The 25,196-nt window shown below is 46.7% G+C and carries 18 protein-coding genes; 6 read left to right on the top strand and 12 right to left on the bottom strand.

Features of this window, described 5'->3' with window-relative positions; translation table 11 throughout:
• Nucleotides 1–92: 92 nt before the first annotated feature.
• Together C7475_RS07955 and C7475_RS07950 are read right to left on the bottom strand one after the other, a co-directional pair.
• A complete protein-coding gene (locus C7475_RS07955; protein ID WP_110052760.1) occupies nucleotides 93–1,631 on the bottom strand; it encodes a trypsin-like peptidase domain-containing protein in 1,539 nt (512 codons plus the stop codon).
• A 227-nt stretch (nucleotides 1,632–1,858) separates the two neighbouring features.
• Complete coding sequence (locus C7475_RS07950) at nucleotides 1,859–2,851, bottom strand: acyl-CoA reductase (protein ID WP_110052759.1); 993 nt, start codon at nucleotides 2,849–2,851, stop codon at nucleotides 1,859–1,861.
• Between the two features lie 92 nt (nucleotides 2,852–2,943).
• Here C7475_RS07950 and C7475_RS07945 point away from each other — a divergent pair, with 92 nt between their 5' ends.
• From C7475_RS07945 to C7475_RS07925, 5 genes are all read left to right on the top strand, one after another.
• On the top strand, nucleotides 2,944–3,291 hold the full coding sequence (locus tag C7475_RS07945; RefSeq protein WP_110052758.1) for a 4Fe-4S dicluster domain-containing protein: 348 nt from the start codon (nucleotides 2,944–2,946) through the stop codon (nucleotides 3,289–3,291).
• A gap of 181 nt (nucleotides 3,292–3,472) precedes the next feature.
• Nucleotides 3,473–4,462: a D-alanine--D-alanine ligase gene (locus tag C7475_RS07940; RefSeq protein ID WP_110052757.1), complete on the top strand. Its 990-nt coding sequence runs from the start codon at nucleotides 3,473–3,475 to the stop codon at nucleotides 4,460–4,462.
• 37 nt (nucleotides 4,463–4,499) lie between these two features.
• Nucleotides 4,500–5,327, top strand: a complete 828-nt coding sequence (locus C7475_RS07935) for a PASTA domain-containing protein (RefSeq protein WP_110052756.1) — start codon at nucleotides 4,500–4,502, stop codon at nucleotides 5,325–5,327.
• A 67-nt stretch (nucleotides 5,328–5,394) separates the two neighbouring features.
• Complete coding sequence (locus C7475_RS07930; RefSeq protein ID WP_110052755.1) at nucleotides 5,395–5,703, top strand: rhodanese-like domain-containing protein; 309 nt, start codon at nucleotides 5,395–5,397, stop codon at nucleotides 5,701–5,703.
• A 222-nt stretch (nucleotides 5,704–5,925) separates the two neighbouring features.
• The gene (locus C7475_RS07925; protein WP_110052859.1) at nucleotides 5,926–7,557 is read left to right on the top strand and encodes an FAD-dependent oxidoreductase; all 1,632 of its coding nucleotides are present in this window, start codon (nucleotides 5,926–5,928) and stop codon (nucleotides 7,555–7,557) included.
• Between the two features lie 21 nt (nucleotides 7,558–7,578).
• Here C7475_RS07925 and C7475_RS07920 read toward each other — a convergent pair whose 3' ends face one another.
• The 6 genes from C7475_RS07920 to C7475_RS07895 form a co-directional block, all read right to left on the bottom strand.
• Nucleotides 7,579–8,778, bottom strand: coding sequence for a hypothetical protein (locus C7475_RS07920; RefSeq protein ID WP_110052754.1), 1,200 nt, complete (start codon nucleotides 8,776–8,778; stop codon nucleotides 7,579–7,581).
• Nucleotides 8,775–9,608, bottom strand: a complete 834-nt coding sequence (locus C7475_RS07915) for a type 1 glutamine amidotransferase (protein ID WP_110052753.1) — start codon at nucleotides 9,606–9,608, stop codon at nucleotides 8,775–8,777. Before C7475_RS07915 ends, C7475_RS07920 begins: the two co-directional genes overlap by 4 nt.
• 16 nt (nucleotides 9,609–9,624) lie before the next feature.
• Complete coding sequence (locus tag C7475_RS07910) at nucleotides 9,625–10,725, bottom strand: carboxylate-amine ligase (RefSeq protein ID WP_110052752.1); 1,101 nt, start codon at nucleotides 10,723–10,725, stop codon at nucleotides 9,625–9,627.
• Between the two features lie 73 nt (nucleotides 10,726–10,798).
• On the bottom strand, nucleotides 10,799–11,908 hold the full coding sequence (locus C7475_RS07905) for a RimK family alpha-L-glutamate ligase (protein WP_110052751.1): 1,110 nt from the start codon (nucleotides 11,906–11,908) through the stop codon (nucleotides 10,799–10,801).
• 151 nt (nucleotides 11,909–12,059) lie between these two features.
• Nucleotides 12,060–12,767 carry an alpha/beta hydrolase-fold protein gene (locus C7475_RS07900; protein ID WP_110052750.1) on the bottom strand — a complete coding sequence of 236 codons (708 nt, stop codon included), beginning with the start codon at nucleotides 12,765–12,767 and terminating at the stop codon, nucleotides 12,060–12,062.
• A 128-nt stretch (nucleotides 12,768–12,895) separates the two neighbouring features.
• Entirely contained in the window at nucleotides 12,896–16,189 is a 3,294-nt protein-coding gene (locus tag C7475_RS07895; RefSeq protein ID WP_110052749.1) for a TonB-dependent receptor, read from the bottom strand.
• A gap of 369 nt (nucleotides 16,190–16,558) precedes the next feature.
• Between C7475_RS07895 and C7475_RS07890 the strand changes: the two genes are divergently transcribed.
• Nucleotides 16,559–17,761: a bifunctional 3,4-dihydroxy-2-butanone-4-phosphate synthase/GTP cyclohydrolase II gene (locus C7475_RS07890; protein WP_110052748.1), complete on the top strand. Its 1,203-nt coding sequence runs from the start codon at nucleotides 16,559–16,561 to the stop codon at nucleotides 17,759–17,761.
• Between the two features lie 119 nt (nucleotides 17,762–17,880).
• Here the strand turns inward: C7475_RS07890 and C7475_RS07885 are convergent, their stop codons facing one another.
• The 4 genes from C7475_RS07885 to C7475_RS07870 all read right to left on the bottom strand — a co-directional run bounded on the left by C7475_RS07885 (nucleotide 17,881) and on the right by C7475_RS07870 (nucleotide 25,195).
• Nucleotides 17,881–22,677, bottom strand: a complete 4,797-nt coding sequence (locus C7475_RS07885; protein WP_110052747.1) for a translocation/assembly module TamB domain-containing protein — start codon at nucleotides 22,675–22,677, stop codon at nucleotides 17,881–17,883.
• Between the two features lie 120 nt (nucleotides 22,678–22,797).
• On the bottom strand, nucleotides 22,798–23,676 hold the full coding sequence (locus C7475_RS07880) for a TraB/GumN family protein (RefSeq protein ID WP_110052746.1): 879 nt from the start codon (nucleotides 23,674–23,676) through the stop codon (nucleotides 22,798–22,800).
• A gap of 2 nt (nucleotides 23,677–23,678) precedes the next feature.
• On the bottom strand, nucleotides 23,679–24,725 hold the full coding sequence (locus C7475_RS07875; RefSeq protein WP_110052745.1) for an aminotransferase class I/II-fold pyridoxal phosphate-dependent enzyme: 1,047 nt from the start codon (nucleotides 24,723–24,725) through the stop codon (nucleotides 23,679–23,681).
• A gap of 41 nt (nucleotides 24,726–24,766) precedes the next feature.
• Entirely contained in the window at nucleotides 24,767–25,195 is a 429-nt protein-coding gene (locus C7475_RS07870) for a hypothetical protein (RefSeq protein WP_110052744.1), read from the bottom strand.
• Between the last annotated feature and the right edge of the window lies 1 nt (nucleotide 25,196).

Genomic DNA, 25,196 nt, shown 5'->3' with positions numbered 1-25,196 from the left:
GGGGCCTTTGGTGTTTATGGCATTTATAGAAAAAGGAAAGTCCCGGTGTTAGCCGGGACTTTCTTTCCTTAACCTATAAATCTATATGAATCTTAAAACTCAGCTCCGTTTGCAAGGTCGATGTTATAGTAGTACACCCCATTCAGTTCAGGATATACACCTTCTACCTGTACCTTTTTCTGTTTGTCAAGTATCTTTCTCAGGTCTTCTACTGAATTTACCGGCAAGCCGCCAGCTTTCAGGATGATGAAAGAACGTTTCATGTTGGTTTGTTTCTTAAATATGCCGCTGCTGATATTATCTACGTATACACCACCGCGTATACCCAATTTAGCTGCGTCAGCTTTGTCGAGCGTTACCAGGTCAGCGCCTAATGCATCCAATATATTGCTCTTAACTATATCAGTATTGCCATCGATATTTTTAAGAATAACATTGGTCGTATATTGTTTATCGTCGCGTGTGTAGCTGATGCTGATCTTATCACCTGGTTTGTAACGGGCGATCTGCTCGGTCATTTGTGGGATGGAAGGTGTTTCCACGCCATTGATGCCAGTGATCACATCTCCTTTACGTATACCAGCTGCAGCCGCAGAACCGCTTTCCAATACGCCGGATACAGCCACACCGTTGATATCCCTTCTGATGCCTGCTTCTGCCCATCTTTCTTCCGGAATGCTATTCGGGTCCTGGTAATTGATACCCAGGTAAGCACGCTGCACGTTACCATACTTCATCAGGTCATTCACTACTTTCTTTACCAGGTTTACCGGGATCGCGTAAGAGTAACCTGCGTACGCACCGGTAGGAGAGGCGATAGCAGAGTTGATACCAATCAGTTCACCTGCAGTGTTGATCAAGGCACCACCACTATTACCCTGGTTTACCGCAGCGTCAGTCTGAATGAATGATTCGATCGCGTTTCTTCTTACCTGTTTATTGATACCGATGGTACGGGCTTTCGCACTCACGATACCGGCGGTAACGGTAGTTTCCAGGTTTAAAGGATAACCTACTGCCAGTACCCACTGTCCTATTTCCACATCGTCAGAGTTGCCATACAGCAGGTAAGGTAAATTCTTCGCGTCTATTTTGATCACTGCAAGGTCAGTATTCGGGTCGGTCCCGATTACTTTTGCCTTGTACGTTTTGTAGTTGTTGAGTGTAACGGCTATTTCATCTGCATCATCCACTACGTGATTGTTGGTGATGATATAACCATCATCAGAGATCAGCACACCTGAACCGGAGGCCATCTGACCGGGCAAGTAATATTTACGGCCACCGCCTTCTCCCTGGAATTCATCCCCGAAAAAGTCATCACCGAAAAGGTCCTGTAAAACACTCCTCCTTCTTTGAAGGTTGTTAGTTACCTGACGGGGATTGATCTTAGTTTTAATATGCACCACACCAGGTGTTGCTATTTTAGCCGCCTGGCTAAAGTCGGTAGGAGGCGTTGCATTCTTCACATCTGCGCCAGGCATATAGCTGGCGTAGTTCACCGGGATATTATCTGATCCATTTTGATAGGGGCCTGCCTGCCGGGGTTGGAACCTGTTGTACGCATAGATGCTGGCAACAGCAGTTGCCGCGCTGATTAGTACAGTTGCCGCAATTTGCCGGAATTTCATATGTTTCGTTGTTTAAAGTTTAAATGTATAAGGAATGAACATCAATTTACATGCCTCGTGATACAAATTTAAGGGGGCATGGTAGTGAAACATTAACCACTCCTGTTACTTTAACACATTTTTATATGAATAGTTAATATGATCTTAACGCCACGACTGACATATTGTTGTTTTTCATGACAAGATTGTAACTATAATCAAGGCCGGGACAGACATTCTTGCAGCTATTACAGGCCTGTCAGGAATTGCATCGTATCCACTCCGTCGGCATAATCAGACAGGCTGGGTTGCTGCGCCATTCCAAAAGGAGTGAATCCGTGACCGACAATACATTGCAGATCGTTATTAGTATTCAGTTCTGCTGCTAGTTCCCCTGCATCCTTATAGTGGCTATAATGCAACACACTAATAGGAGAAAAAATAGAAGCCGATTCCTGTAAGATGATATTGTCGTTCGCCATGTACATGCCATTGTTCAGCAGTATCAGTGCCAGGTTGTAGTCGTAGTTATTCTTATACTTATGATGGTCTGCCAGGTAAGTATATTTCCGGAGCGCCTTGAGCAACGGTTCGAAATTATATTCCTCCGGAACGAAGATCTTAGTGACGTTCCTGCAACCCAGTCCGAAATAGAGCATCACATCATCTGCGAGGGCTTCCAGCTCGGCAGATGTTTCGGTTCCGTTCAAAACTGCTACCGAAGTCCGGTTCCTGCGGATGATATGTGGATACTTGGCAAAATAATACTCAAAATAACGGGCGGAATTGTTACTGCCAGTGGCAATATAGGCACCGCAGTTCTTCAGCATGTCCTGCACCAGGGTCTGCTGCGCATATTCCGGGTACCATTCGTTGACTTTGTCAATAACATGCTGCATCAGTATGGTGTCTTTGGAAGACAGCTTTAAACATACCTGCTGGCCACTGAGAAAGCCGCAGAGCCAGTCATGAAAGCCCACCAGCGGAATGTTGCCGGCAGCAACAATCCCTACCTGGCGTGGAGAATGGACAGGAGCAGGATAACCAGCCAGCCAGTCGTTTAAACGGGATTCGTCCAGGTAATAACGGCAAATATTTTGCAGGGATAGATCTATAAACTCGTGGGTGAACCATCCGTTAGCCTGAAAGGCTCTATCCTTCACTATTTGCAGGGCCGGATCATTGCCTGACAGGTATTCTCCTAAACGTACCAGGGCTGCTACTTTTTCTGTACTGCTCATGAATATGTATAAATAATTAACTTTTTAAACCTAGATATTCTATTTTTGTCTGCAAAATTAATGGCTTACTACTTAAACAAAAAGTTTATACTATGGCAATAAAGATAACAGACGAATGTATTAATTGTGGTGCATGTGAACCTGAGTGCCCAAATAACGCTATTTATGAAGGTGGCGTTGAGTGGGCTATGGCAGATGGGACTACCATTAAAGGTCCATACGTACTGATGGATGGAACTACCATGGATGCTGATCAGCGTAATGCGCCAATTAGTGTAGACAGTTATTATATTGTTCCTAACAAGTGTACAGAATGCCAGGGCTTCCATGAAGAGCCTCAGTGTGCGGCAGTTTGTCCGGTTGATTGCTGCGTTCCTGATGAAATGTACCAGGAAACAGTTGAAGAACTGCTGGCTAAGAAAGAGAAATTACACATCTAATATTATTATAGAAGGAAGCTTAAGGAACTAACCGGTAACTGGTCATCGATCTCCATCGGAACGCATACCGGAGCATAAAGGGAAGAAAGAACGTAAAACTTTCTTCCCTTTTCTTTTGCACCAAAAAAGTGTACATCCACTATTTTTCTATTAACTTTATCCGCTTATTATTAAATTATATATGAAAAAGAACATCGCCCTGGTAGCCGGTGGATACTCCGGAGAATATGTAATTTCAGTACAGAGTGCCGCCGTGATAGAGAAGAACATTGACAGTAGCAAGTATAACGTTTATAAGATCTCTATTACCCGTGACGGATGGAATTACACAGGCGCTGACGGTCAGCAGATTGAGGTAGATAAGAACGATTTTACACTGACAATCAATGGTAATAAGATAAAATTTAACGCCGTATTCATTGGTATACATGGTACTCCAGGTGAAGATGGCCGTTTACAGGGATATTTTGAAATGCTGGGCATTCCTTTCACCAGCTGTGGTATGGTTACTTCCGCACTTACCTTCAACAAGAGCTACTGTAATAAGGTAGTATCTTCCCTGGGTATTGTAAACGTCTCAAAATCAGCACATATCTTCCGTGATCAGCCTTTTGACACAAAAGATATCCTCCGTACCCTGAAATTACCTGTGTTTGTAAAACCAGCAGAGGGGGGCAGCAGCATCGGTATGTCCAAAGTAAATACCGCCGAAGAACTGGTGCCGGCTATCGAAAAGGCATTTAAGGAAGACGCCCAGGTGCTGATAGAAGAATTTATCAAAGGCAGGGAAATCACCTGTGGTATATATAAATCCAAAGGAGAATTCACCGTATTACCAGTGACCGAGATCCTTAGTAGCAAAGAATTCTTTGATTATGAAGCTAAATATACCCCAGGTATCACCCGTGAAGTAACACCGGCAGAAGCACCTGACGAAGTGACCAACCTGATAAAGGACACCGCCAGGAAACTGTATGATAAGCTGAATTGCCGCGGAATTGTGAGGATAGATTTCATCTGGGAAGAAGCTACCGGCCGCCTGTACTTCCTGGAAGTGAATACAATGCCCGGACAGTCAGAAAATAGTCTCGTGCCTCAACAGGTAAGAGCCGCCGGTAAAACCCTGAAGGAGTTTTACGGCACATTAATTGAAGAATGCCTGGGGAAATAAACAGATCCGAGTTCATCTTAACGTAAAAATATAATCTGTGTTCAATTCAATAACGAAACGCTCCTTCGGCTTTAATTTGCTGGTTGTTGTAGGAATTTTTGCCGTCCTGGGGCTGCTTTTCTTTTTACTACTGGGAGTGATTACAAAACATGGGGACACACTGACTGTGCCCGATGTTTATAAGAAAAATATACAGGAAGCCACCATGATCCTGGAAAAGGAAGGATTTAGCGTGGATGTAAGGGACTCGATCTATGTAGATAGCCTGCCTGGTCTGGCCGTATGGGAACAAACTCCTGCCAGAGGCTCCGTGGTAAAGGTTGGACGTACCATTTACCTGACTATCAATAAAGTAATACCCCCTATGGTGCAAATGCCGGACCTGACAGGACTGACCTTCCGCAGTGCGGAAATGACCCTGCATAGTCTCAGGCTGAACGTAGGAGATACCATCTATAAACCGGACTTTGCGACCAATACCGTATTACAGCAGTTGCTGAACGGTAAAACCGTAAAACCGGGAAGAGATATTCCTGAGGGTAGCAATATCACCCTTGTGTTGAGCAGTGGTACCGGTAACACCGAGAATCCCGCACCAGACCTGGTAGGCCTCACTTTCCTGGAAGCAAAGGAAACACTGAGCGCCAGCAACCTGGGATTAGGTACCGTGATCATCGATCCGTCTGTGTCTGATACCGCTAATGCTTTTGTGACCAAGCAGACACCTCCGCGCCGTAATGCCCTGAATGAGCTGAACATGGTAAGAGCGGGAGAAACTATTGACATCTGGCTATCCGCCACCCGTCCCACAAAAGACAGTGGTGTGGCGCCGGCTGCACCAGTAACGACTGAACAACCGGAATAATCATCACCAAAACCCCGGCAATACAGTAATTTGCCGTAGATATCACAAACATTAAAAATTTACAGCCATGGAAAATATAAGCGCAACAGAACTGAAAAAGCGCATTGACAACGGTGAAGACCTGAACATCGTGGATGTCAGGGAACCGCATGAGCATGAAGAATTCAATATCGGAGGTATCCTGGTCCCATTAGGAGATATCCGTGCGATGCAGGTGGATGAGCTGGAAGATCTGAAAGATCAGGAAGTGATCGTATACTGCCGCAGCGGTGGCCGTAGTGGTCAGGCTGCTATGATCCTGGAAACAATGGGCTTTACGAACGTAAAGAATCTGACCGGCGGTATGCTGGCCTGGCAAGAGCAGATTGGTAAATAATTAGTTGGAATTCATTTCATAAAATGCCTTCCGGCATGTATGATACGTCATGTGTCATACAGCCAGGAAGGCATTTTTATTTGTTTTCCTGTTACCTGAAGATGTATGTTCCTACGCCTGTTAGACGCTGCCTGTTATAGCGACCGGAAAAAAAAGCACTGCCAATGCCTGTTTTTTTATATCTTAAAAAGTTACTGGTTCCCTAAACGTAAACCCACAGTTATGAAACATTTTGTTACCGTGTTAATCTGTTGTTTGTTATGCTTTGCGCAAACCTATGCGCAAACACCTGTTGAGGCAGATGTGGTGATCTATGGAGGTACTTCCGCCGCCGTTACTGCCGCCGTACAAGTAAAGAAAATGCATCGGTCCGTGGTGATCGTATCACCTGATAAACACCTGGGAGGCTTATCTTCCGGTGGACTCGGTTTTACCGACACAGGAAATAAATCGGTTATCGGAGGACTGGCCCGCGAATTCTATCATCGCATATACCTGCATTACGAACAGCCCTCCGCCTGGAACTGGCAGCCACAAGCTGAATATGGTAATAAAGGGCAGGGTACGCCTGCTATGGATGGTACGGAACGCACCATGTGGATCTTCGAACCGCATGTGGCGGAGCAGGTATTTGAAGACTTCGTGAAAGAAAACAACATCAAAGTATATCGAGATGAATGGCTGGACCGTGAAAGTGGCGTTACAAAAAAGGGACAAAAGATCGTTGCGATCAAAACACTGAGTGGTAAAACATTCCGTGGTAAGATGTTCATAGACGCCACTTATGAGGGAGATCTGATGGCCGCTGCTAAAGTATCTTATCATGTCGGAAGGGAAGCCAACAGTGAATTTAATGAAACCTGGAATGGTGTACAGACAGATGTGTTCCACCACGGACATCATTTCAAAAAGCCGGTGAGTGCGTATAAGGTCCCGGGGGATGTTTCAAGCGGTATACTACCGTTCATATCATCGCAACCTCCCGGTGAAAAGGGCAGTGGCGACAAACGTATACAAGCTTATTGCTTCCGTCTGTGCCTGACTGATCTTCCTGCTAACCGTTTTCCTTTGGCGCGTCCGGAAGGATATGATCCCACACAGTACGAATTGCTGGTAAGAGTGTTAAATACGGGCTGGAATGAAGTGTTTAATAAATTTGACCCTATTCCCAATCATAAAACGGACGTCAATAACCACGGTCCTTTCAGTATGGATTACATCGGTATGAACTATGATTATCCTGAGGCCTCTTACGAAAAAAGAAAGGAGATCATTGCTGCACATGCCGCCTATCAGAAAGGACTGTTATACTTTATAGCTACAGATCAAAGGATACCTGCTGATATCCGGACGCGTATGAGCAATTGGGGATTGTCACGTGACGAGTTTAAAGACAATGGGAACTGGCCGCATCAGCTGTATATCCGCGAAGCCCGTCGCATGATCGGTATGGAAACAATGACAGAGCATGAGGTGTTGGGTAAAAAACAAGTGCGTAATCCTGTAGGTATGGGTTCTTACACACTGGATTCCCATAATGCACAAAGGTACGTGCAGAAAGATGGTACTGTACAGAATGAAGGGGATATTGGCATTGAATTGCCAGACCCTTACCGTATCAGCTACGGGTCTATTGTTCCGAAGAAAGCAGAATGTGAGAACCTGCTGGTGCCGGTATGCGCGTCGTGTACACATATTGCCTATGGCAGCATCAGGATGGAGCCGGTATTTATGATATTGGGACAGAGTGCTGCTACTGCCGCTATTCAGGCGCTTGATGCCAGAAAAGCTGTGCAGGATATCAGTTACGAGAAGCTCAAAGCACAGCTGCTGAAGGACAAACAACGTCTGTAACAGTAAAAAGGAATTGTAACATCAGGAGGGTTGCTCAAAGAAAGCGCAGCTGCCGCCGGTCCAGTTCTGTGGCTTGCCTTGTGACACACCGATCATTTTACTCTTGCTGATCCTGGCAAGATTGTGCACAAGTAAAGGCGCAGGACTGCTGTCCGGCCATACGTACATCATACGTATCTCACAATATGCAGGGCCTTCCGGTGTTTCCACAACGGGTGCGTACTGCACTTTATGTTGCAGTATCCAGTTCTCAGGGTCGTCTATCTTATCGATGTCAGCTTGCGTAACGTCGATCAATACGCCTTTCCCGGCGAAGGAGAAGAGCGGTTTAAGCACATAGTTCTCCAGGTCGGCAGGTATTACCGGCAGTTCATGCAGGAACCAGCTTTTAGGTGCATATTCACTATGTATGAAAGGCAGCATGTATTTACTGATGCGGTAGAACCAGTTAGGATGTGTGATCCATTCCACATCCAGTTCCTGGAAGAGATGCACATGTTTTCCCAGCGATTCCTGTTGCCTGTGCAGGTCATCGAATATAACACGGTTGTAAATGCGTTTGATCTGGATACGCTGGCCGTTCAGTTCATAATATAATTTCTTTCCTTCCTGCACCAGGTCCGTAATACAAACGGGTTTAATACCCAATTTCTCTTCTGTATAGTAAAAGTCTATTCTTGTTTTCTGCTCATCCGGTTTTACCTCCAGCAACACTACTTCACTAGGATCATATGGCCCTACGATCACTTCTTTCAGAAGTTCAAAGTAACTGACTTCATCCAGACCGTTAAAGAAGTTACATAGGGTATCAGGAATATTAAAGTGTGTCCTGAACTGACGCGCCATCAGTTCCTGGAAAGCATATAAGGAAGGGAATCCCTGCAGTTCTATCAGCCTCGGTGTCAGATCGCCCTTTTCATCACGGCATACGGCAAAGTCAATAACCATGAAATGAGGATGGTCATTTTCATGTGGCACTTTTAATTCGTGCGGAATAGCGTCGCTGGTCAGATGTTTGAAATCCGGGCGAAGGATGACCGCCACAATTTCATCACAGGCCTGCTGGATCCGGGACGTCAGCTGGGCAGGAATGAACACCGGTGTTTCAGCTACCTTGAAGGCAGGCGCTTCTCCGGCTTCTTCCGCGATACCTGAAAGGAACTCCTGGTATTGGTGCTCTGTGAACTGATGGTTATATGTTGCGCGTACAGAAGGGATCATTGTAATAAAGGGCGTTTAAAAATGGCATTGTCGAGGAAAGCCGGTATAAATGCGTCATGCGTTAGCATGATCTTGTCCGGATCGGAAAGATGTTCCAGCATGCTGTGATATTTTTCCGCACCGTAGTTGGTGATGACCTGGTTCTTTTTCTCTTGTTGCAGCAGGTACATGCGCATTCCTGTGGCATCTGCTTCGGGATGGAACTGGGTACCCAGGCAATAGTCGCTGAAGCGGATCGCCATAGTAGCACGTTCCAGTGGCACATGCGGGCGTTCTTTTTCAATAGCCAGTACCTGTGCGCCGATAGCGTCCATCTTCTGATGGTCCAGCTCAATCACCTGCCAGTTACGGCTGTCTACGATATAGTAAGGCTCGGGCAATTCGCTGAATACCTGTTCCTGTTCACCAGCAGTTGTTTTATGCACGGGAAACACGCCAAATGCGGGAGACCTGCGGCGGCATACATTGCCTAGTCCCAGGTAACGGCACATTAGCTGAAAACTATGGCAGATCAGTAACAACTGCTTTTTATCTATAGCTGTTTCGTTCCATTCGCTGATGTCTTCCATGAGACGGAAGTAACGTTGTTCCCATTCGCTGCCTTCGCTGTCCAGCGGACTACCAGGCCCACCGGTGGAAATGTAGATGTCGTAGGATAGGTCCGGCAACTGTTGTTGCACCCTGACTTCATATTCATGAAATTCAAGTTGAAGTGCATGTATTCTGGCATAGCTGGTCAATATCTCTCTGATGCAGCGCATGCCTTCGTTAGGGACCTGTTCATACATATCCAGAACGGCTACTTTCCAGTGCTGCTTAGTTGGTCTCATACTGCAAAGTTACAATTTAGCAGTCTTTCAAAAACTGTTTGGTGATGAAGTCCGTAACCGCTACCAGGTCTTTTGTATCTGCATAAACCTGTAGCTGCTGATCGGCGCCGGTTCCGTTATCCAGGATGTGCCGGGTATGATCGACATAATGGCGGCTGCCCAGATCGTCTACCACGTCATCCACAAAATCAAGCAGCTCAGCAATGAGCGCGCGGGCATTCACTTCTTCTTCCTTACCGAAATCGATGAGGTTTCCGTCAATGCCATATCGGGAAGCACGCCATTTGTTCTCATTGACAAGAGCACGGTTGTATATGATGAAGTTCAGGTTCTGCATACGCAACTTGTAGATCTTGGCGCATACTGCCTGGAAGAGTGCCGCAATGGTACAGGTCTCTTTTACTGTAAGCGGTACGTCGCAGATGCGGAATTCTACGGTATCGAAGTATGGATGCACCCGCAGGTCCCACCATACCTTTTTAGCATTGTCTATACAATTGGTCTTTACCAGCAGCTTGATATATTTATCATATTCCTCTATGCTGGCAAAATAGTCGGGAATGCCGGTACGGGGGAATTTATCAAAGACTTTTGTGCGGTAAGATTTAAAGCCGGTATTACGGCCTTCCCAGAAAGGGGAGTTGGTGCTGAGCGCAAATACGTGCGGCAGGAAATAGCGTACGGAATTGGCAATATGCAGGGCCATCTCCCTGTTTTCCATGCCGACATGTACATGCAGTCCGAAAATAAGATTGGACCGTGCGGCATCCTGCATTTCGGTTACGATCTCGAAATAACGGGGATGGTCCGTAATAAGCTGTAATTCCCAGTTAGAAAAAGGATGGGTGCCGGAAGCACCGATACTGAACCCCAGGTCGCCGGCTATCTGGGTAATGGTGCGGCGCAACATGGATACATCTTCACAGGCTTCGTCAATGTTAGCACATACCTGTGTCCCTACTTCAACTACCGCCTGGTGGAACTCTGCTTTTACTTTGTCACGAAGCACCCTGTGAGCCTGTTCTACGATCTTTTGTTCATGAGACCTGAGTTCACGGGTTACCGGGTCCATGACCATGTATTCCTCTTCAATACCGAGGGTGAAATTCTTGAGCATTGTGGTGTATAATCAATTACTAATGGCGAAATGGCGGAGCACGGATAGTGATCCGCCATTTAAGCTACCAAAGTTATTCTTTCTTTTTAGTCTTTTTGGCCACTGTTTTTTTTGCCGGAATTTCTCCCACGTGTCCCTCAGGTTCTTTTCCCTGTTTTGCATCTTTAGGCGTTTTAGCGGGCGATACAGCGGCTGGCTTTTTAGCAGCGGCCTTTTTGGCGCCGGGAACAATGGCTGTTTGCTGACCCTGAATAGCATGCTGAAGGAAATTACCCCAGGTAAGATTGTCTGTACCCGGTGTTTGTTGCTGGGCGCGCTGGATAGCATAGGTCGCAGCCGTTTCAACTACCCACTCGAAGTTCTCAGCACCGATCACCTTTTCATTGGTTTCAGGCGCAGGGTTCCAGAAGTCGATCACATAAGGAACGCCGTTACGGATGGCAATTTCTACTGAATTGAAGTCATACCCCAGGTACTGGTTCAATCTCGCTACCTGGTCGGCAACTACATTTATTAAGGAGCTGTCGCCATTGTCTTCCGCCAGGTAACGCTGATTTTCCGGCTGGTAGGGATCATAGGGTATCACCCGTACATACCGGCCACCAATGCAATAACAGCGGTAGTAAGATTCGTACTTGATCTCTTCCTGCAGCATCATTACCAGCTGTCCTGTACGGGCATGTTGTGCAAAGAACTCCTCACGGTCATGTATTTTATACACATGTTTCCAGCCACCGCCATTATATGGTTTCATGTAGGCAGGGAAACCGATATGTTCAAAAATACCATCCCAGTCAAACGGGTACACCAGGTTTCTGAATGACTGGTCGTTGGTGTTCAGCGGTAGTTCCCTGGAGGGGATGAGTGCCGTTTTAGGTACCTGTATGCCTGTTCTGTGGGCCAGTTCATTGTTGACGAACTTATCGTCGGCACTCCACCAGAAAGGATTATTAATAACTGCTGTGCCGTCCAGCGCCGCTTGTTTAAGCCAGGTGCGGTAGAAAGGAACATCCTGTGAGATGCGGTCAAGAAGAACTGCATACCCGGAAGGAACGCCCTGTAACACCTTATCGATGGATACAGCTTCTGCAGTGATATCATCTATTTGCTTTTCATTCACACGATCAATAAATGCCTGAGGAAAACCATTTTCCTGGCCGAAGAGAAGTCCTATTTTTTTCATCTGTAAAGAGTTTTACTGTTTGGTTATCCGTCGTTTATAACAGCAGCGTTTGAGACTCAATATTCGCGCCAACGGCGGTTCTCATCCCGCCCGGGCTAGTTGGCTGTCCTGTACGTTTACGAAATACACAGGAGTACCGGGGTCGATATCCCTATTTGATAAGGGACAGATAGTAGGGAAGCATTTCCAGCCATGTAGGCCAGTCATGCGTCCGGTTGGGCCTTACGTCCAGCCAGTGCATAATACCTTTGTTCGTAAGGATGCCAGACATTGTTTCATTCTGGCTGCGGGTAATGTCTTTTTCGGCTACGCCCAATATGATCCCCATCCGCCACAGGGCTTCATGAGGATTATCCGGCATAAAGTCCACCGGATTATGATAATATACATTGTCGTCATAATGGCCGTTAAGTCTTGGGCGAACATCAAAAACACCACTAAGGCTGAACAGGTAGGATACTCTTTCCGGATAGCGGAAGGCAAAATTAGCGGCATGGTAACCGCCGAAACTGCAGCCTGCCACTGCTACACGGTGAACGCCTGTTTCCATTGTCACTTTTTCCAGTACTTCCTCGCGAAGCATACGGTCATACCTGATATGATTGAGGGCTCTTTGTGCCGGTGAGATATGTGAATTGTACCAGCTGTTGGTATCCACACTGTTAGGACAGTAGATCCTGATCAATTGATTGTCTGTAAACCATTGTAAGGCTTGTATCAGTCCATTGTCCCTGTGTTCATGATGCCGGCCCATAGATGTCGGAAAGAGTATCAGCGGATATCCCTCATCTCCGTACACCAGCATTTCAAATTCATGGCCCAGGTGTGGGGAATGCCATTTGTAATGTTGTTCCTGCATCGTTATAAATATAATGAAAAAAGTGTAACGCCGTATAAACGGATGTTTAACAAATGAGTAGTGAATGACGCCAACAAAAAAGGGCTGATCATTATGACCAGCCCTTCTTACTTTATAAATAGCTTCGATTATTTGAAAGTGTAGCGGAAGCCAAGCTGCGCCTGCCAGCGTGCTGACTGTACACCGAAATCATCGATGGTTGCCACAGTCTTGTTATCGTTCTTAACAGGTGCTTTAAAGTTGAACTGAGGCGTAGTGCCATCAGCTGCATAACCTACGAAGTCGATCAGGGTGTAGTTGTTATAGCTCATACCTGTACGGGTAGAATAGATACGGCCCCAATCGTTATTGATCATGTTACCCAGATTGAAGATATCGAAGGTAACCTGAACTGTGTGACGTTTACCATTTTTCTGTCCGATGAAGATATCCTGTGCTACGTGGAGGTCGAAGATATTGGTGAACGGAACACGGGTGCCATTCTTTTCAGCATATTGACCTCTACGGCTGTTCAGGTATTTATCGCCACTAATGAACGCATCCAATGCCGCCCACTGTTGTTCTGGAGTAACTGTATTGCCACCGCTTGTATAAGATACCAGGTTGATATCTGATGCATTTCTAGGCACATAGATCAGATTGAGGCCTCTGTCACTGCTGGTAGTGTAGTCACCAACGATATTCGCAGAAGGATCACGGTAGCTATAAGAGAATCTGTCACCTGATTGTCCGGTATAATACAGTGATACTGTTGTTGCCAGGTGTTTCAGGTACTCTTTTTTATAAGTTACAGATGCTACGATCCTTGAACCCACGTCGAAGATAGAGTAACCCAGGTCAACGTCGTTACGGCCTCTAACATTTGCTACCCTCCATTGAGATGAGTTTTGAGAGGACTGTCCATCATTGATGGATTTAGAACGGCCAAAGGTATAAGAAGCAACAGCACTGAAGCCATTATAGAATGATTTCTGTAACTGTGCTGTCATGTTATATGCATAACCCTGGCTGGTGTTCTCAGCATACATAATGTCTGTATATGTGCCTCTTACACCGCTGCCTACATTCTTCCATATCGGACGGTTATCGTTACCATTGCCGGTCACGTGGTTGCCGCTAGGAATATATGACAGGTTATAATAAACCACGTTATTGATGTTCTTTGTGTAGATACCTTCCAGAGTACCGATCATGCCCCATGGTAAACGTTGGTCAACAGCCAGGCTGGTCCTGAATACCTGCGGGAACTTGAAGTCCTTCGCAAACAGGTCGATCTGTCCTGACGGCGCTACCGTGATGCTAGGCTGGTTAAATGGATCGGAAATGAAATCGATCTGTTGGTTGGTCGGAGATTCCGGTTTGGTCGGATCGTAACGCAGGGTCATACCACCCAGTGTTACACCGTTGTTGTTGTACATACCACCCAACCATACAAATGGAATACGACTGGTAAAGATACCGGCGCCACCACGTACCTGGGTTGTCTGATCTCCTTTCACATCCCAGTTGAAGGCGATACGTGGAGATAACAGTATTTTAGAATCAGGTTTTGTACCTGTTTTTGCACCTTTGATATCCCAGTTGCCAGCACTAACAACAGCAGGTAAAATAGTGTTGTTAAAGTCTGCGTTGGTAGCAGGATTTTCCAGCAGCATAGGCAGGTCGGCACGGATACCCAGTGACAAGCGTAAGCGGTCGTTCACCTGATAATCGTCCTGTGCATAGATACCCAGCTGTAGCGCCTTGAACTTAGCAGCGCCATTTGTATTATCTCCGGTAGTCTTATCTACAGCAGAGAATGAACGCTGGTACTGAACAGGAGATGCATCGTTCATGAAATCATCCAGGTTTGCAAAAGTATAAGAACCGTAGTTCTGACGAATAAACACATTCGTCATATTATAGAACTCATTACTTGTTCCCAGCGAGATTGTATGCTTACCTCTGTACAGTTCCAGGTTATCAGTCAGGGTGAACACGTTCTGTTTCAACAGGTTGGCAACAGAGAATTCTTCTGTACCAAAGCTGATGGACTCCTGAGTAATGAATACGGATGTATATGGGGAGCCGGTAATGTTACGGTCGTCCCTTACAAAGTTCGCACCTACCAGCAGGGAGTTGGATGCCCTGTTGCCGAACTGGCTTTTCAATTCAGCAGTAGTAGCGTTGGTGGTAGATGGGAAGAGAATACCCTTGTTGGCAAACGTGATGGTAGTAGCGCTGGATTTGCCTGGGCTGATACTTTCGCCGTGTGTATATTGGTGACGGATGGTGAATTTGTTAGACTCGTTAATATTCCAGTCAAGTCTTGCGAAAAACTTGCGGCCATCAAGCGAGTTGTCAACAGTTTCATAACCCCCCGGATCATAACCTGCTGTTCTCAGTTTATCTGCAAGTTGAGCCAGCTGCTGCTGTGTTGCATGAACAGCGCCCGGACCGTTCGCATACGTTTCATATGTAAATGGCTGTGGACGGTTTTCCTTCTGCCACTCGGCGTTAACGAAGTAGAACAGTTTGTTCTTAATGATCGGGCCACCTAAACGAGCACCATAGGTTTTAGAAGAGAAATCAGCGAGTTTAGTTCTCTTGCTCTCATCTTTATTAGGTGTTTTACCTGCCAGGCTTTGGTTACGTACGAAATAGTAAGCTGAACCTTCTACCTCGTTAGTACCGCTTCTGGTAACGGCGTTGATAGCGCCACCGGCAAAACCACCCTGTTTTACGTCGAATGGAGATACGTTGATGTTAAACTGGTCGATGATATCAATGCTGAACGGAGAGATACCGATCTGCCCACCGTTCGTACCATTTTCTGCCAGACCGAATACATCATTCTGTACGGCGCCATCTACGAAAGTAGCATTATACTTGTTGCTGGTACCCGCGATGGAGATAGTCTGGTTACCGCTACCGTCTTTCGTCAGTTTCGCCTGTGGCGTTAAACGTACGAAGTCGGTCAGGTTCCTGCCCACAGTAGGCAATGACTCGATCTGTGAACGGTTCAGTACTGTTTGCGCACCTTTACGGCTGGAGTTGAACACGCCGCCGCTTCTCTGTGCTACAATCTGCACTTCTTTAATATCCTGGGCTTTTTCTCCCAGTTTCATGTTTAATCTGAATGGCTGGCCAAGCGCAAGGAAAATATCTCCCTGGCTGAACTCTGTATAGCCGATATAAGAAGCTGTCACTTTGTACGGTCCGCCAACGTTCATGTTGGGGATCCTGTAGTAACCTTGCACATCAGTAGTTGTACCATATTTTGAACCGGTAGGTACATGGATCACAACAACAGTTGCACCAGGCAGGGCTTCATTCGCTGGTCCGGAGATCTTACCGACCATGCTACTGGTTGTAACCTGGGCATAGGAATGAAATGCGATGAACAGGACAATGAATGTAGAGAGTAATCTTTTAAATCCCATAAATGAGCGATTTGATTTATGACGCAAAGGTGGCGAATAAAGTTTTACAGATTTTAACTAGAAATTAACAAATTGTTAAGCGATTGACTATATTAGTTTCCGAGGATGTTATTTTGGATAGCCACTAGTTTAAACAGGCATTTCGTTGAGTTTGTTCAAGAATTAGCCCCAGAAATTCTAAAAAATCGAATAAAATATCTTTGAAATACTTAGAATATTGCAGCGTACGGTATTAAACCATATACTTATCGACCCAGATGCTTATATGGTTTAATGTCATATATGGGCAGTGATATTTAAGTAAGTAGATAGGAGAGGGTGGGGTGCTATTTTTACCATAACTTTGCAAATCAACTTTAATAAAGCGCTATGCTAGATACAATAGAATCAGCCATAGAAGATATCAGGAACGGTAAGCTGGTAATAGTCGTAGATGACGAGGATAGAGAAAATGAGGGCGATTTCATCACAGCAGCGAGGAATGTAACTCCCGAGATCATCAATTTTATGAGCCGTTACGGCCGTGGTTTAATATGTGCACCACTGGTAGAAGAACGTTGCGATGAATTGAAACTGGAGATGATGGTGCGTGACAACACCGCCCTGCACCAAACACCATTTACCGTGTCTGTGGACCTTCTGGGTCACGGCTGCACCACCGGCATCTCTGCCCATGACCGCGCCAAAACGGTTCAGGCACTGATCGATCCCAATACACGTCCGGAAGAACTGGGAAAACCCGGTCATATCTTTCCCCTAAAGGCAAAAAGCGGCGGCGTACTGCGTCGTACCGGCCACACAGAAGCAACGATAGACCTGGCCAGACTGGCCGGTTTTGAACCTGCCGGCGTACTGGTCGAGATCATGAATGAAGATGGTTCAATGGCCCGTCTGCCGGAACTGCGGGAAATTGCCAACCAATTCGACCTGAAGCTCATCTCCATAAAAGACCTGATCGAATACCGCCTCGAAAAGGAAACCCTGATCGAAGAACAGGTAACCGTTCACATGCCTACCGCATACGGCGATTTCGAACTGGTGGCTTTCAAACAGCTGAACTCCGGAGACCTGCACATGGCCTTGAAAAAAGGCTCATGGGAAAAAGGAGAACCTGTGCTGGTTCGTATCCACTCCTCCTGCGTAACCGGCGATATCCTGCACTCGCTTCGCTGCGATTGCGGTGAGCAGTTACACAAGGCCATGGAAATGGTAGAACGTGAAGGCAAAGGCCTGATCCTCTACATGAACCAGGAAGGCCGTGGTATCGGTCTGCTGAATAAACTGAAAGCCTACAAGCTGCAGGAAGATGGCAGGGATACCGTACAGGCAAACCTGGAGCTGGGTTTCAAAATGGACGAACGCGACTATGGAGTAGGAGCACAGATCCTGCGCCATCTGAACATTACCAAAATGCGCCTGATTACCAATAATCCCCGTAAACGGGCCGGATTAAAGGGTTATGGCCTCGAAGTGGTGGAAAATGTACCGATCGAAGTACGTCCTAATCCACATAACGAATTCTATCTCAAGACCAAACGCGATAAGCTGGGCCATGAGATCCTGAAAGGTTGATCTTTCAGACCATGATATAAAAGAAAAAGGAATCAGTTCGAACTGATTCCTTTTTCTTTTATATCATGGTCGAACAAGCGTCGAACAAGCGTCGAAGACGCGTCGAACAAGCAAGACACTTAATCTTCGGTTTTTCTCCTTACACTGTCCTCCTTTTCACGCTGTTTCCGCTCAATTTCTTCCTGCCGGATAAATTCAGCCCTCCTGAAAGAATCAATTAAACGCCGCCGGTTACGCTCGTTGAACAGTTCAGAGAACTTATTGTATTCACGTACATAAGATATACCCAGACCCGCCTTGTTACGGTTCACAAGATTATATACATCGTAATCAGATTTACTGAAGGCATTGATACGGAGACGGCCTTCCGGCGTCAAGAGATACTCCGCCCGGAAGTCACCTGCAAAACGATTGGCATTAGCAGATGTACTGGCCTTACCCCAGTCGTAGTCCCCGCCCACATACAACCTGATCCTGTTATTATAAAGGTTACTGGTTACACCCGCACTTACCTGGTTACGGTCAAGGGATGCATTGTCCTGGCTACCAATATTATATGCCCTGTAGTTTACATTGATACCAATACCGCTGTTCTTCAACAGGGCGCCGGTAATGTTGTTCAGAATTGCCGATGCCTGCGCACTCAACGCCTGTCCCACACTATTCTTACCTGTGGTTGTCACGCTGGCTGCCCCGGCCGAGTTAGGGTCTTCCGGCAGGAACTGGTTGAATAGCAGCAAACCAGCCATTTGTTGCAGGGCCTTGTTCTGGTCCTGGTTGATCTCTCTCAGTTTGGCAGCAACACCGCTTTCGTAAGCAAGGGAGCCTACTTCCGGCAGTTTGATCTCATAAGTGATATCCGGCTTCATCAGCTCATTCCGGAGGTTGATAAGGATATCTACCGTTTCTGTACGGGTAGCCAGTTTATCGCCTGCCGTAGAGGCACTACCCACCAGGTTGTATAAACTTACTTTAGACAGATGATACTTGGCGTGGATGTCCACTTTAGCTTCTGTGGGATCTCCGTTCCAGGTAATGGAACTGTTCTTGTCAATGTCAAACTTCCAGCTGGTAAGTCTTTGCAGGGTGAAGTTATAAGACCCGTTATTGATCTCATAATTACCGAACATGTTAAAGTCGCCCTCTGTATTCACCTGGATCTGCAGGTTACCGGTACCGTTTGCAGAGATCATATCACCGGAGGCCGCGTCCATGATCACATCGATCTGCGCGTCAGGAGTAGCGGTAATATCCAGTTTCACATTCAGTTTTACGTTATCCTTCTTTTTCTTCTTGTCATCTTTCATCTCGGTCCCATAAGACTTGAACGTGATGTAATCTGACCGGCCAATGTCCTTACTGTCTGACAATGGCAGATAGAAGTGCGTGGTCCTGCCCGGCCTCGCCTGTATACGCAGTTGCAGGTCGTTCAGCGGACCTGAGAAATAAACCTTACCATCGGCAATAACATTCCCGTAAAACAGATCGCTGTCTGCCGCACCCGTATTCAGGAACACAAAATTGCGGGCGGTAACGTCAAAGTCAAAGTTGAGGTTATTGAAATGGTCATGCGAAATATAACCACTGGCAGTGGCCCGGCTGTTATTCTTATCTACGATAAAGAAGTTTCCGAACTCGATGAGATTATCGTCTATGTTCAGGTTAAGACGGGGGATCGTATAATGCGTACCCAGGTACAAAACTTTCACGCCTACACTGTCTGCCCGCAGGTTCCCATGCACCGAAGGCTGTTTGGTGGTACCGGCTATCGCCAGTTTACCCGAAACCATCCCTTTCAGGTCTGTCACATAATCGCTTACAAAACGGTCCAGCACACTGAGCGATGTACCGTTCAGTTCAACGTTCGCTTCCAGTCTGTTATTGGTTTCAGAAACACCTACCAGCCCCTCAGCAAAGAAGTTTTTACCCTTATTTTCCGACCTTACCGAGAAGGTGGCGTCACTTGTTTCCTGTTTATAGCCGCCTTCAAACGCTACCAGACCGATAGAATCATTGTCGATACGCAATTCACTGAATGTGATCAGCGACTCAATGTCCAGGTTATGTGTAGGGTCTGATATATTGATGTTACCGTTTGCGAAACCCTCTATACGCATGCTGGTCAGCTGGTATGGGATCACATCAGACAGGTTCAGGTTCTTCAGGTTTACAATGAACTTGGATTCATCCGGGTTGAATTCATTTGTTTCTACCGTAATACTTTGTTCATTCCTGGTTACCTGCAGGTTATGGATGGTCAGGAAGTCCTTGCTCCAGTAGATCTCATTACCAGGCGTAACATTCCATTGCCGTTCATTTACGGTAAAGGCGCTGTTAAGGAAACTTACCTTCACGCCATCCGCCACAGTTATAACCCTGGCATAAAAGCCATCCAGTGAGGAGGAGTCTACCGCCTGCAGGTCCACCTTAATATAGGACGTATCACGTCCTGAATTGGCCAGGATGAGCGGATGCTGTAGCCATACCCTGTCGCCCGATGATACTTTTGTTATGCTGGTACTGATATCGATCTTATCGAAAGTGCCCGTGCTTTTTAGCTGAAGGCCCTCAAAATGATAGTTCCTGTAAGATGCCAGCGGTACATTGACATTCAGGGCCAGGTTACCGCTGATAGTATTCAGCGCGCCTTCTACCGTTGAATTGTCAAACCCGGAAATATCTTTTGAAAAGCCCCGGATCAGCTTATCGACCTGTCCCAGCTGAAAAGCAAAGGAGAAATCCTGTTGAATATTGGCTTTGGGCGCATCGGGAAAGTAGCTGGGATAGTATTTGTTCAGCAACAGGCGGAATGCATCCGGTAATTGCATAAAACTATAGTTCCCCTTCACATACCCGCCGATCTCACTACCCTGGATAGCCAGTACCTTCACATTATTTTCCAAATGGGTAGATACGTTGAGGGAGTCAAACTCCAGCCTGCGCTGATCTTTGAATAACGATACATTGTATACCCTGGCCGATCCGTTGAAGTTATCTATGTTATCACCTGCAAAGTTGAGCGCCATTTTAGCCTGCATGACAATGGAATCTCTCGTCATCTTTAAGGATCTCAGGTTCGCATGGCGTATATCAGAATCAAAGTCGAACACCGGTACGCTGTCGTTGAAATCGATCGTACCGGCAAAATCCATATCCAGGTTCGGGTCATTGACAGTGAGTGAACCGTTGAAGAACTTACGGTTCATGTCTCCCTTTGTCTTGATATTGGTATAGTCGTAGCCGTTCAGGGTGATCTGCCGTACATCGGCATCTACATCTGCCTTTAGTGTTTTAAAGTTGAAACCTTCTCCGTTCAGTTTAGCACTGAGGGAAATGGTGGACAATTCCGGTACGTTCAACAGTGTGCCCACGTTGAAAGCATCTGTTGTCAGGCTTCCTGAATAAACCGGCACATCCCTGTTAGTTTTGAAGTTGATATCGGAGTTCAGGTTACCCAGATTGGTCTGGAATTTACCATATGCCACGAAGTCATTAACGAACCCTGTAAATGTACCTGTAAAGCGGATGTTGGTGAGCCTGTCCAGCTGTAACGGGTCCATGTTCTTCATTTCAGGAGCGATACTGATGATGTCGGCGCCTGTAGTGAGCAGTTCCTCCGCGGTAAAGTCGATGTAGGTATCGTTGATATCAGGAAGGCCCCGCATTTCCAGTCCCCCTTTCAGGCTGGTAGTAGTGCCCGATTGTAATTGAATGTTGGTTGCTTTCAGATTACTTACCGGACCACGGGCATCGCCGCTCAACGTAATTTCTCTTTTCCAGTCAGATAGTTCCGGTGCGAAATAAGCGATGTCGTCAGAATGCAGGGTGCTGTTCACAATATGCGCCCGCATGTATACCTCGTCCACATAGCCGTTCATGTCGCTGATATCGGCATACTGCATCGTATAATAATCCCGCAGGTGGCTCCGGTTGGTGAGGAGGTCCATATGTGAGAACTCCATTTCTACCGGCGACATCTTAAACCTTGCTGTCAGCTTTTTCACTTCAAAACCGCTCCGCTCTTTCGTGTTCATGGTCAGGTCTCCCAGTATGCTGTCTTTTACCAGGCTGGTATTGGACAAGGAAAGGTCGATACTGTTAAACCGGATATGATTTGGGGCAAAGTGGCCCGCCTGCACGGGAGTGGGATCTTCCAGGTCATCCACGCCGAAAGTGCCGTCCTTAATGGACATCTCTTTCACCAGCAGTTTCCAGTTAGCGCTATTCCAGCGAAGTGCCGGAATAGCAGCAGTATCCGTGAGTGGCGCCGCAGGTGGTGCTGGCCGTTTCTTACGAAGGGGAGAGGCAGGGTACCGGGAAATGATAAACGTAGGTTTATCCAGCGTCATCTCCTGGATATCAATATTATGCTGATTGAGATCAATATTTTTAGCATCTACGTAAATGCGTTTAGCTGCCACACGCATATCTTCTCCGATCCAGGCGTCTATCTGGTTAATGCGAACGTTGCGCAGATCGGTCTTGCGCAGATCGAAAGCAACGCCGCCACTGCCTTTTTGGGGTTTCCTGGTGGTATCCGGCGGAGCGCTGAATTCATCTATGATGAACTGATAGTTCCACACAGAGTCATTCCGGTGGCGTACCAGGTTCACGTCCGCATCTTCCAGGCCGATGAATTTTATAACGGGTTTGTCCTGGAAAAAGAACCAGTCGGTAATACGCAGTTGCAGTACACGGGCATAGAGCAGGGTATCTTTGTGCCTGTCTTCGATCAGCGTGCCTTCCAGCCGGAGACTGTTAAACAGCCGGATGTTGACATGTTCGATCTCTACTTTGGTCCTCAGTTGTTCAGACAGGCGTTCGGTAGCTTGATGTACCAGGAAGTTCTGGACCACCGGAATGTTCACCAGGACGCCTATCAGGATGACAAGCCCCAGTAAACTCAGGAAGATCACAGTTATTATTTTACGTACTTTTTTCAGACGGCGAGATTTAATCCGGCAAAAATAGTTGAATTACTTGATAGAACTATAAGAGAACGCAGAACTGCCGGGTATCGTCTGTAAGTACGCTAATTATAGCACAGGTTTAACAGTATATCCCTGTTTGCGTAGTAGCTCAATAACCCCCATGTTTCCACCCAGATGGCCAGCGCCTACGGCGAAGAAAGTGGAGGCCTTACCGGCTTCGCTGGCAATGATGCCCGTCCAGTTGCGGTTACGGTTGTCCAGCAGCAACTCCCTGTAGTTGGTCATATCTTCCGTTTCATTGACCAGGTTGTACAATGATTGTATATCGCCGTGTTTGTAAGCCGTCATCATCTGGTTGTATAAGCGTACGGATCTCGCCGTATCAGTCACCGCCTTAAGTATCATTGCAGCTTCTTCCGTATCAGGAATGCTGTCAAAAAGGGACACCTGTTCAAGCGCCGTTTCCAGTCCTTTTACAGGCAGCTGTTGTGCTTTGGCGAGTTTGATAAACTCACCTTCTGTCGACGCAGGAGCGTCACAGGTCGTGGCAAAGAACTTCCTGATCATGATGGAATAGATCACCAGGGGCTTTAACCTGTCCAGCTGCGCCAGTTCTATTTTAAGCGAATCCCGGAACCAGGCGGATAATCTAATGTAGTCATTCTCAGCAAAAAGGGATTTGAAAGAGTAAGACTCGGGCATCAGTACCGCCCTTTGCAAACGGCCGATCTCCTCCTTATCGTCAATGTTCACCTCCAGGTACAGCGATTTGGATTGTTTCACGGCGTCAAGAGTGGCGGAAGAGAGGTGAAGGTCCTGCGGACAAATGGCATGTATCGTACCGTACAGCCACGAAGGGCTTTGCAGGCCCTTGCCGGATATTTCCCAAAGCAGGGAAGATTTTTCCTGGGGTTGTTGCTGGGCTTTGGCGGTTAATAACAACAGGCTGCAGGAAAGCAGCATGGGAATCTTTTTCAGTAACATATTTATCTGTTTGTGAGTAGTTTCTGAAGTACATACAGGTCCTCTTCCGAATGATGGGCAGAAACAATGATCCTGTTCACGGGAGGGCTATCCGGATTGGGATAACCAAAAGAAGAGATCATGATATCATGCTCCAGCAGATATTTTTCAATCCCCGTACTATCCTTCAGAAGGAATACGGGGAGGTGGAAGGGGTTGTGCAAATATCCTATATTTCCCGTCAGGGCCTCAAAATAACTAATACGTTCCCGTAACAATTTTCTTTGCGTTTTGTGCAGGGAGAAACTTTGCAGGAAAGCCCATGCATTAGCCGGCATTATAGGCGTGGCGCCGGTAAATAATGGCAGTCTTTTAATGGCCGCAATATCCGCAGCATGTCCTGACACTACGCCTCCCTCTGCACTATATGCTTTGGCCAGAGAGGCCGATAGCAGGTAATGTACCGGCGGGTGTTGCGGCAGTATATCTGCAATGCCATTCCCTTCAGCTCCGATCACCCCGATACCATGCGCATCATCAATAAGGACCAATACCTGCTTCTGCACCTGCTGTAGCCAGGAAAAGTCATTGATGGTGCTTGTAAGCGGGTTTACACTGTCGGTGACGACCACGAAACTATGATCAGGATGTGTGTTGATCTTACTCACCGTTGCTGCAGCCCAGGTAGCCCAGTCTTCTTTTGGAATAAGTGGTTGTCCCGTCCACAATGCTGGATGAGTGGAAGGCGCATATAACAACTGGCCCCGGGTCGCGGCATATTGCACCGCTGCCTGTGAAGCCAGAAAGCCCGACGAGAAAGTAGCTGCTGCCTGTTGATGTTGTAAGACTGCCAATGCGTGCTCCAGCTCTTCGTACAGGTGCAGGCGTACATTGGCAATACGGGAAGAAATGAATGTGCTTCCATATTCATCAATGCCCTGTTTCAGCAATTCCTTAAAGGCAGGAAGCGCATGTAAGCCCAGATAAGAAAATCCGGAAAAGAAGAGATATTCTTTTCCGGAAATACTTGTTTTGCCGGCAGGCGTTGTATGTGTATATTGTACTTCCATGTTGCAGTAGCCCCGTTGCGCCCGTTGTAAGACGCAGCCTGTTATTCGGCTTTCGTTTTCAGTATGAAGTAATAATCACCCGACTTCACTTTCATGTCAAAGTGCGTCGCATCCAGGTTTACAACAGTTACAAGGTTTTCTGACGACCGTAGTCCGTTGGCAGCTGTTACGGAAATAACCTTGCCATTGCTCAATAATTTATACTTGCCCGAATCGGGTTTGTTATCGATCGTGGCAATGAACAGGTTATTGTCGAGGAACTGGTAGAACACGTTGGTATAATATCCTCTCTTCAGTTCTGTGGCCTGGTTGATCTGTGTAATGTCATAGGCCGTTCCCGGTGGGATCACCACATCATATACCCGCCATTTCTTGTGTATCAGCAGGTCGTTGGTACGGCCGCTGTTACATGCACCGAAAGCAAGGGCGAGTATAGCTGCGAATGTGATGGCCTGTAATCTGCTCTTCATA

The sequence above is a fragment of the Chitinophaga sp. S165 genome (assembly GCF_003182155.1).
Taxonomy (GTDB): Bacteria; Bacteroidota; Bacteroidia; order Chitinophagales; family Chitinophagaceae; genus Chitinophaga.
The sequence above is the reverse complement of the archived record's forward strand: the minus strand, read 5'-3'. Positions and strand labels throughout refer to the sequence as shown.

What these genes read in the sequence shown, in the direction of transcription:
- C7475_RS07955 (WP_110052760.1), bottom strand. Translation starts at nt 1,631, where the DNA reads ATGAAATTCCGGCAAATTGCGGCAACTGTACTAATCAGCGCGGCAACT.
- C7475_RS07950 (WP_110052759.1), bottom strand. Translation starts at nt 2,851, where the DNA reads ATGAGCAGTACAGAAAAAGTAGCAGCCCTGGTACGTTTAGGAGAATAC.
- C7475_RS07945 (WP_110052758.1), top strand. Translation starts at nt 2,944, where the DNA reads ATGGCAATAAAGATAACAGACGAATGTATTAATTGTGGTGCATGTGAA.
- C7475_RS07940 (WP_110052757.1), top strand. Translation starts at nt 3,473, where the DNA reads ATGAAAAAGAACATCGCCCTGGTAGCCGGTGGATACTCCGGAGAATAT.
- C7475_RS07930 (WP_110052755.1), top strand. Translation starts at nt 5,395, where the DNA reads ATGGAAAATATAAGCGCAACAGAACTGAAAAAGCGCATTGACAACGGT.
- C7475_RS07925 (WP_110052859.1), top strand. Translation starts at nt 5,926, where the DNA reads ATGAAACATTTTGTTACCGTGTTAATCTGTTGTTTGTTATGCTTTGCG.
- C7475_RS07920 (WP_110052754.1), bottom strand. Translation starts at nt 8,778, where the DNA reads ATGATCCCTTCTGTACGCGCAACATATAACCATCAGTTCACAGAGCAC.
- C7475_RS07915 (WP_110052753.1), bottom strand. Translation starts at nt 9,608, where the DNA reads ATGAGACCAACTAAGCAGCACTGGAAAGTAGCCGTTCTGGATATGTAT.
- C7475_RS07910 (WP_110052752.1), bottom strand. Translation starts at nt 10,725, where the DNA reads ATGCTCAAGAATTTCACCCTCGGTATTGAAGAGGAATACATGGTCATG.
- C7475_RS07905 (WP_110052751.1), bottom strand. Translation starts at nt 11,908, where the DNA reads ATGAAAAAAATAGGACTTCTCTTCGGCCAGGAAAATGGTTTTCCTCAG.
- C7475_RS07900 (WP_110052750.1), bottom strand. Translation starts at nt 12,767, where the DNA reads ATGCAGGAACAACATTACAAATGGCATTCCCCACACCTGGGCCATGAA.
- C7475_RS07895 (WP_110052749.1), bottom strand. Translation starts at nt 16,189, where the DNA reads ATGGGATTTAAAAGATTACTCTCTACATTCATTGTCCTGTTCATCGCA.
- C7475_RS07890 (WP_110052748.1), top strand. Translation starts at nt 16,559, where the DNA reads ATGCTAGATACAATAGAATCAGCCATAGAAGATATCAGGAACGGTAAG.
- C7475_RS07880 (WP_110052746.1), bottom strand. Translation starts at nt 23,676, where the DNA reads ATGTTACTGAAAAAGATTCCCATGCTGCTTTCCTGCAGCCTGTTGTTA.
- C7475_RS07875 (WP_110052745.1), bottom strand. Translation starts at nt 24,725, where the DNA reads ATGGAAGTACAATATACACATACAACGCCTGCCGGCAAAACAAGTATT.
- C7475_RS07870 (WP_110052744.1), bottom strand. Translation starts at nt 25,195, where the DNA reads ATGAAGAGCAGATTACAGGCCATCACATTCGCAGCTATACTCGCCCTT.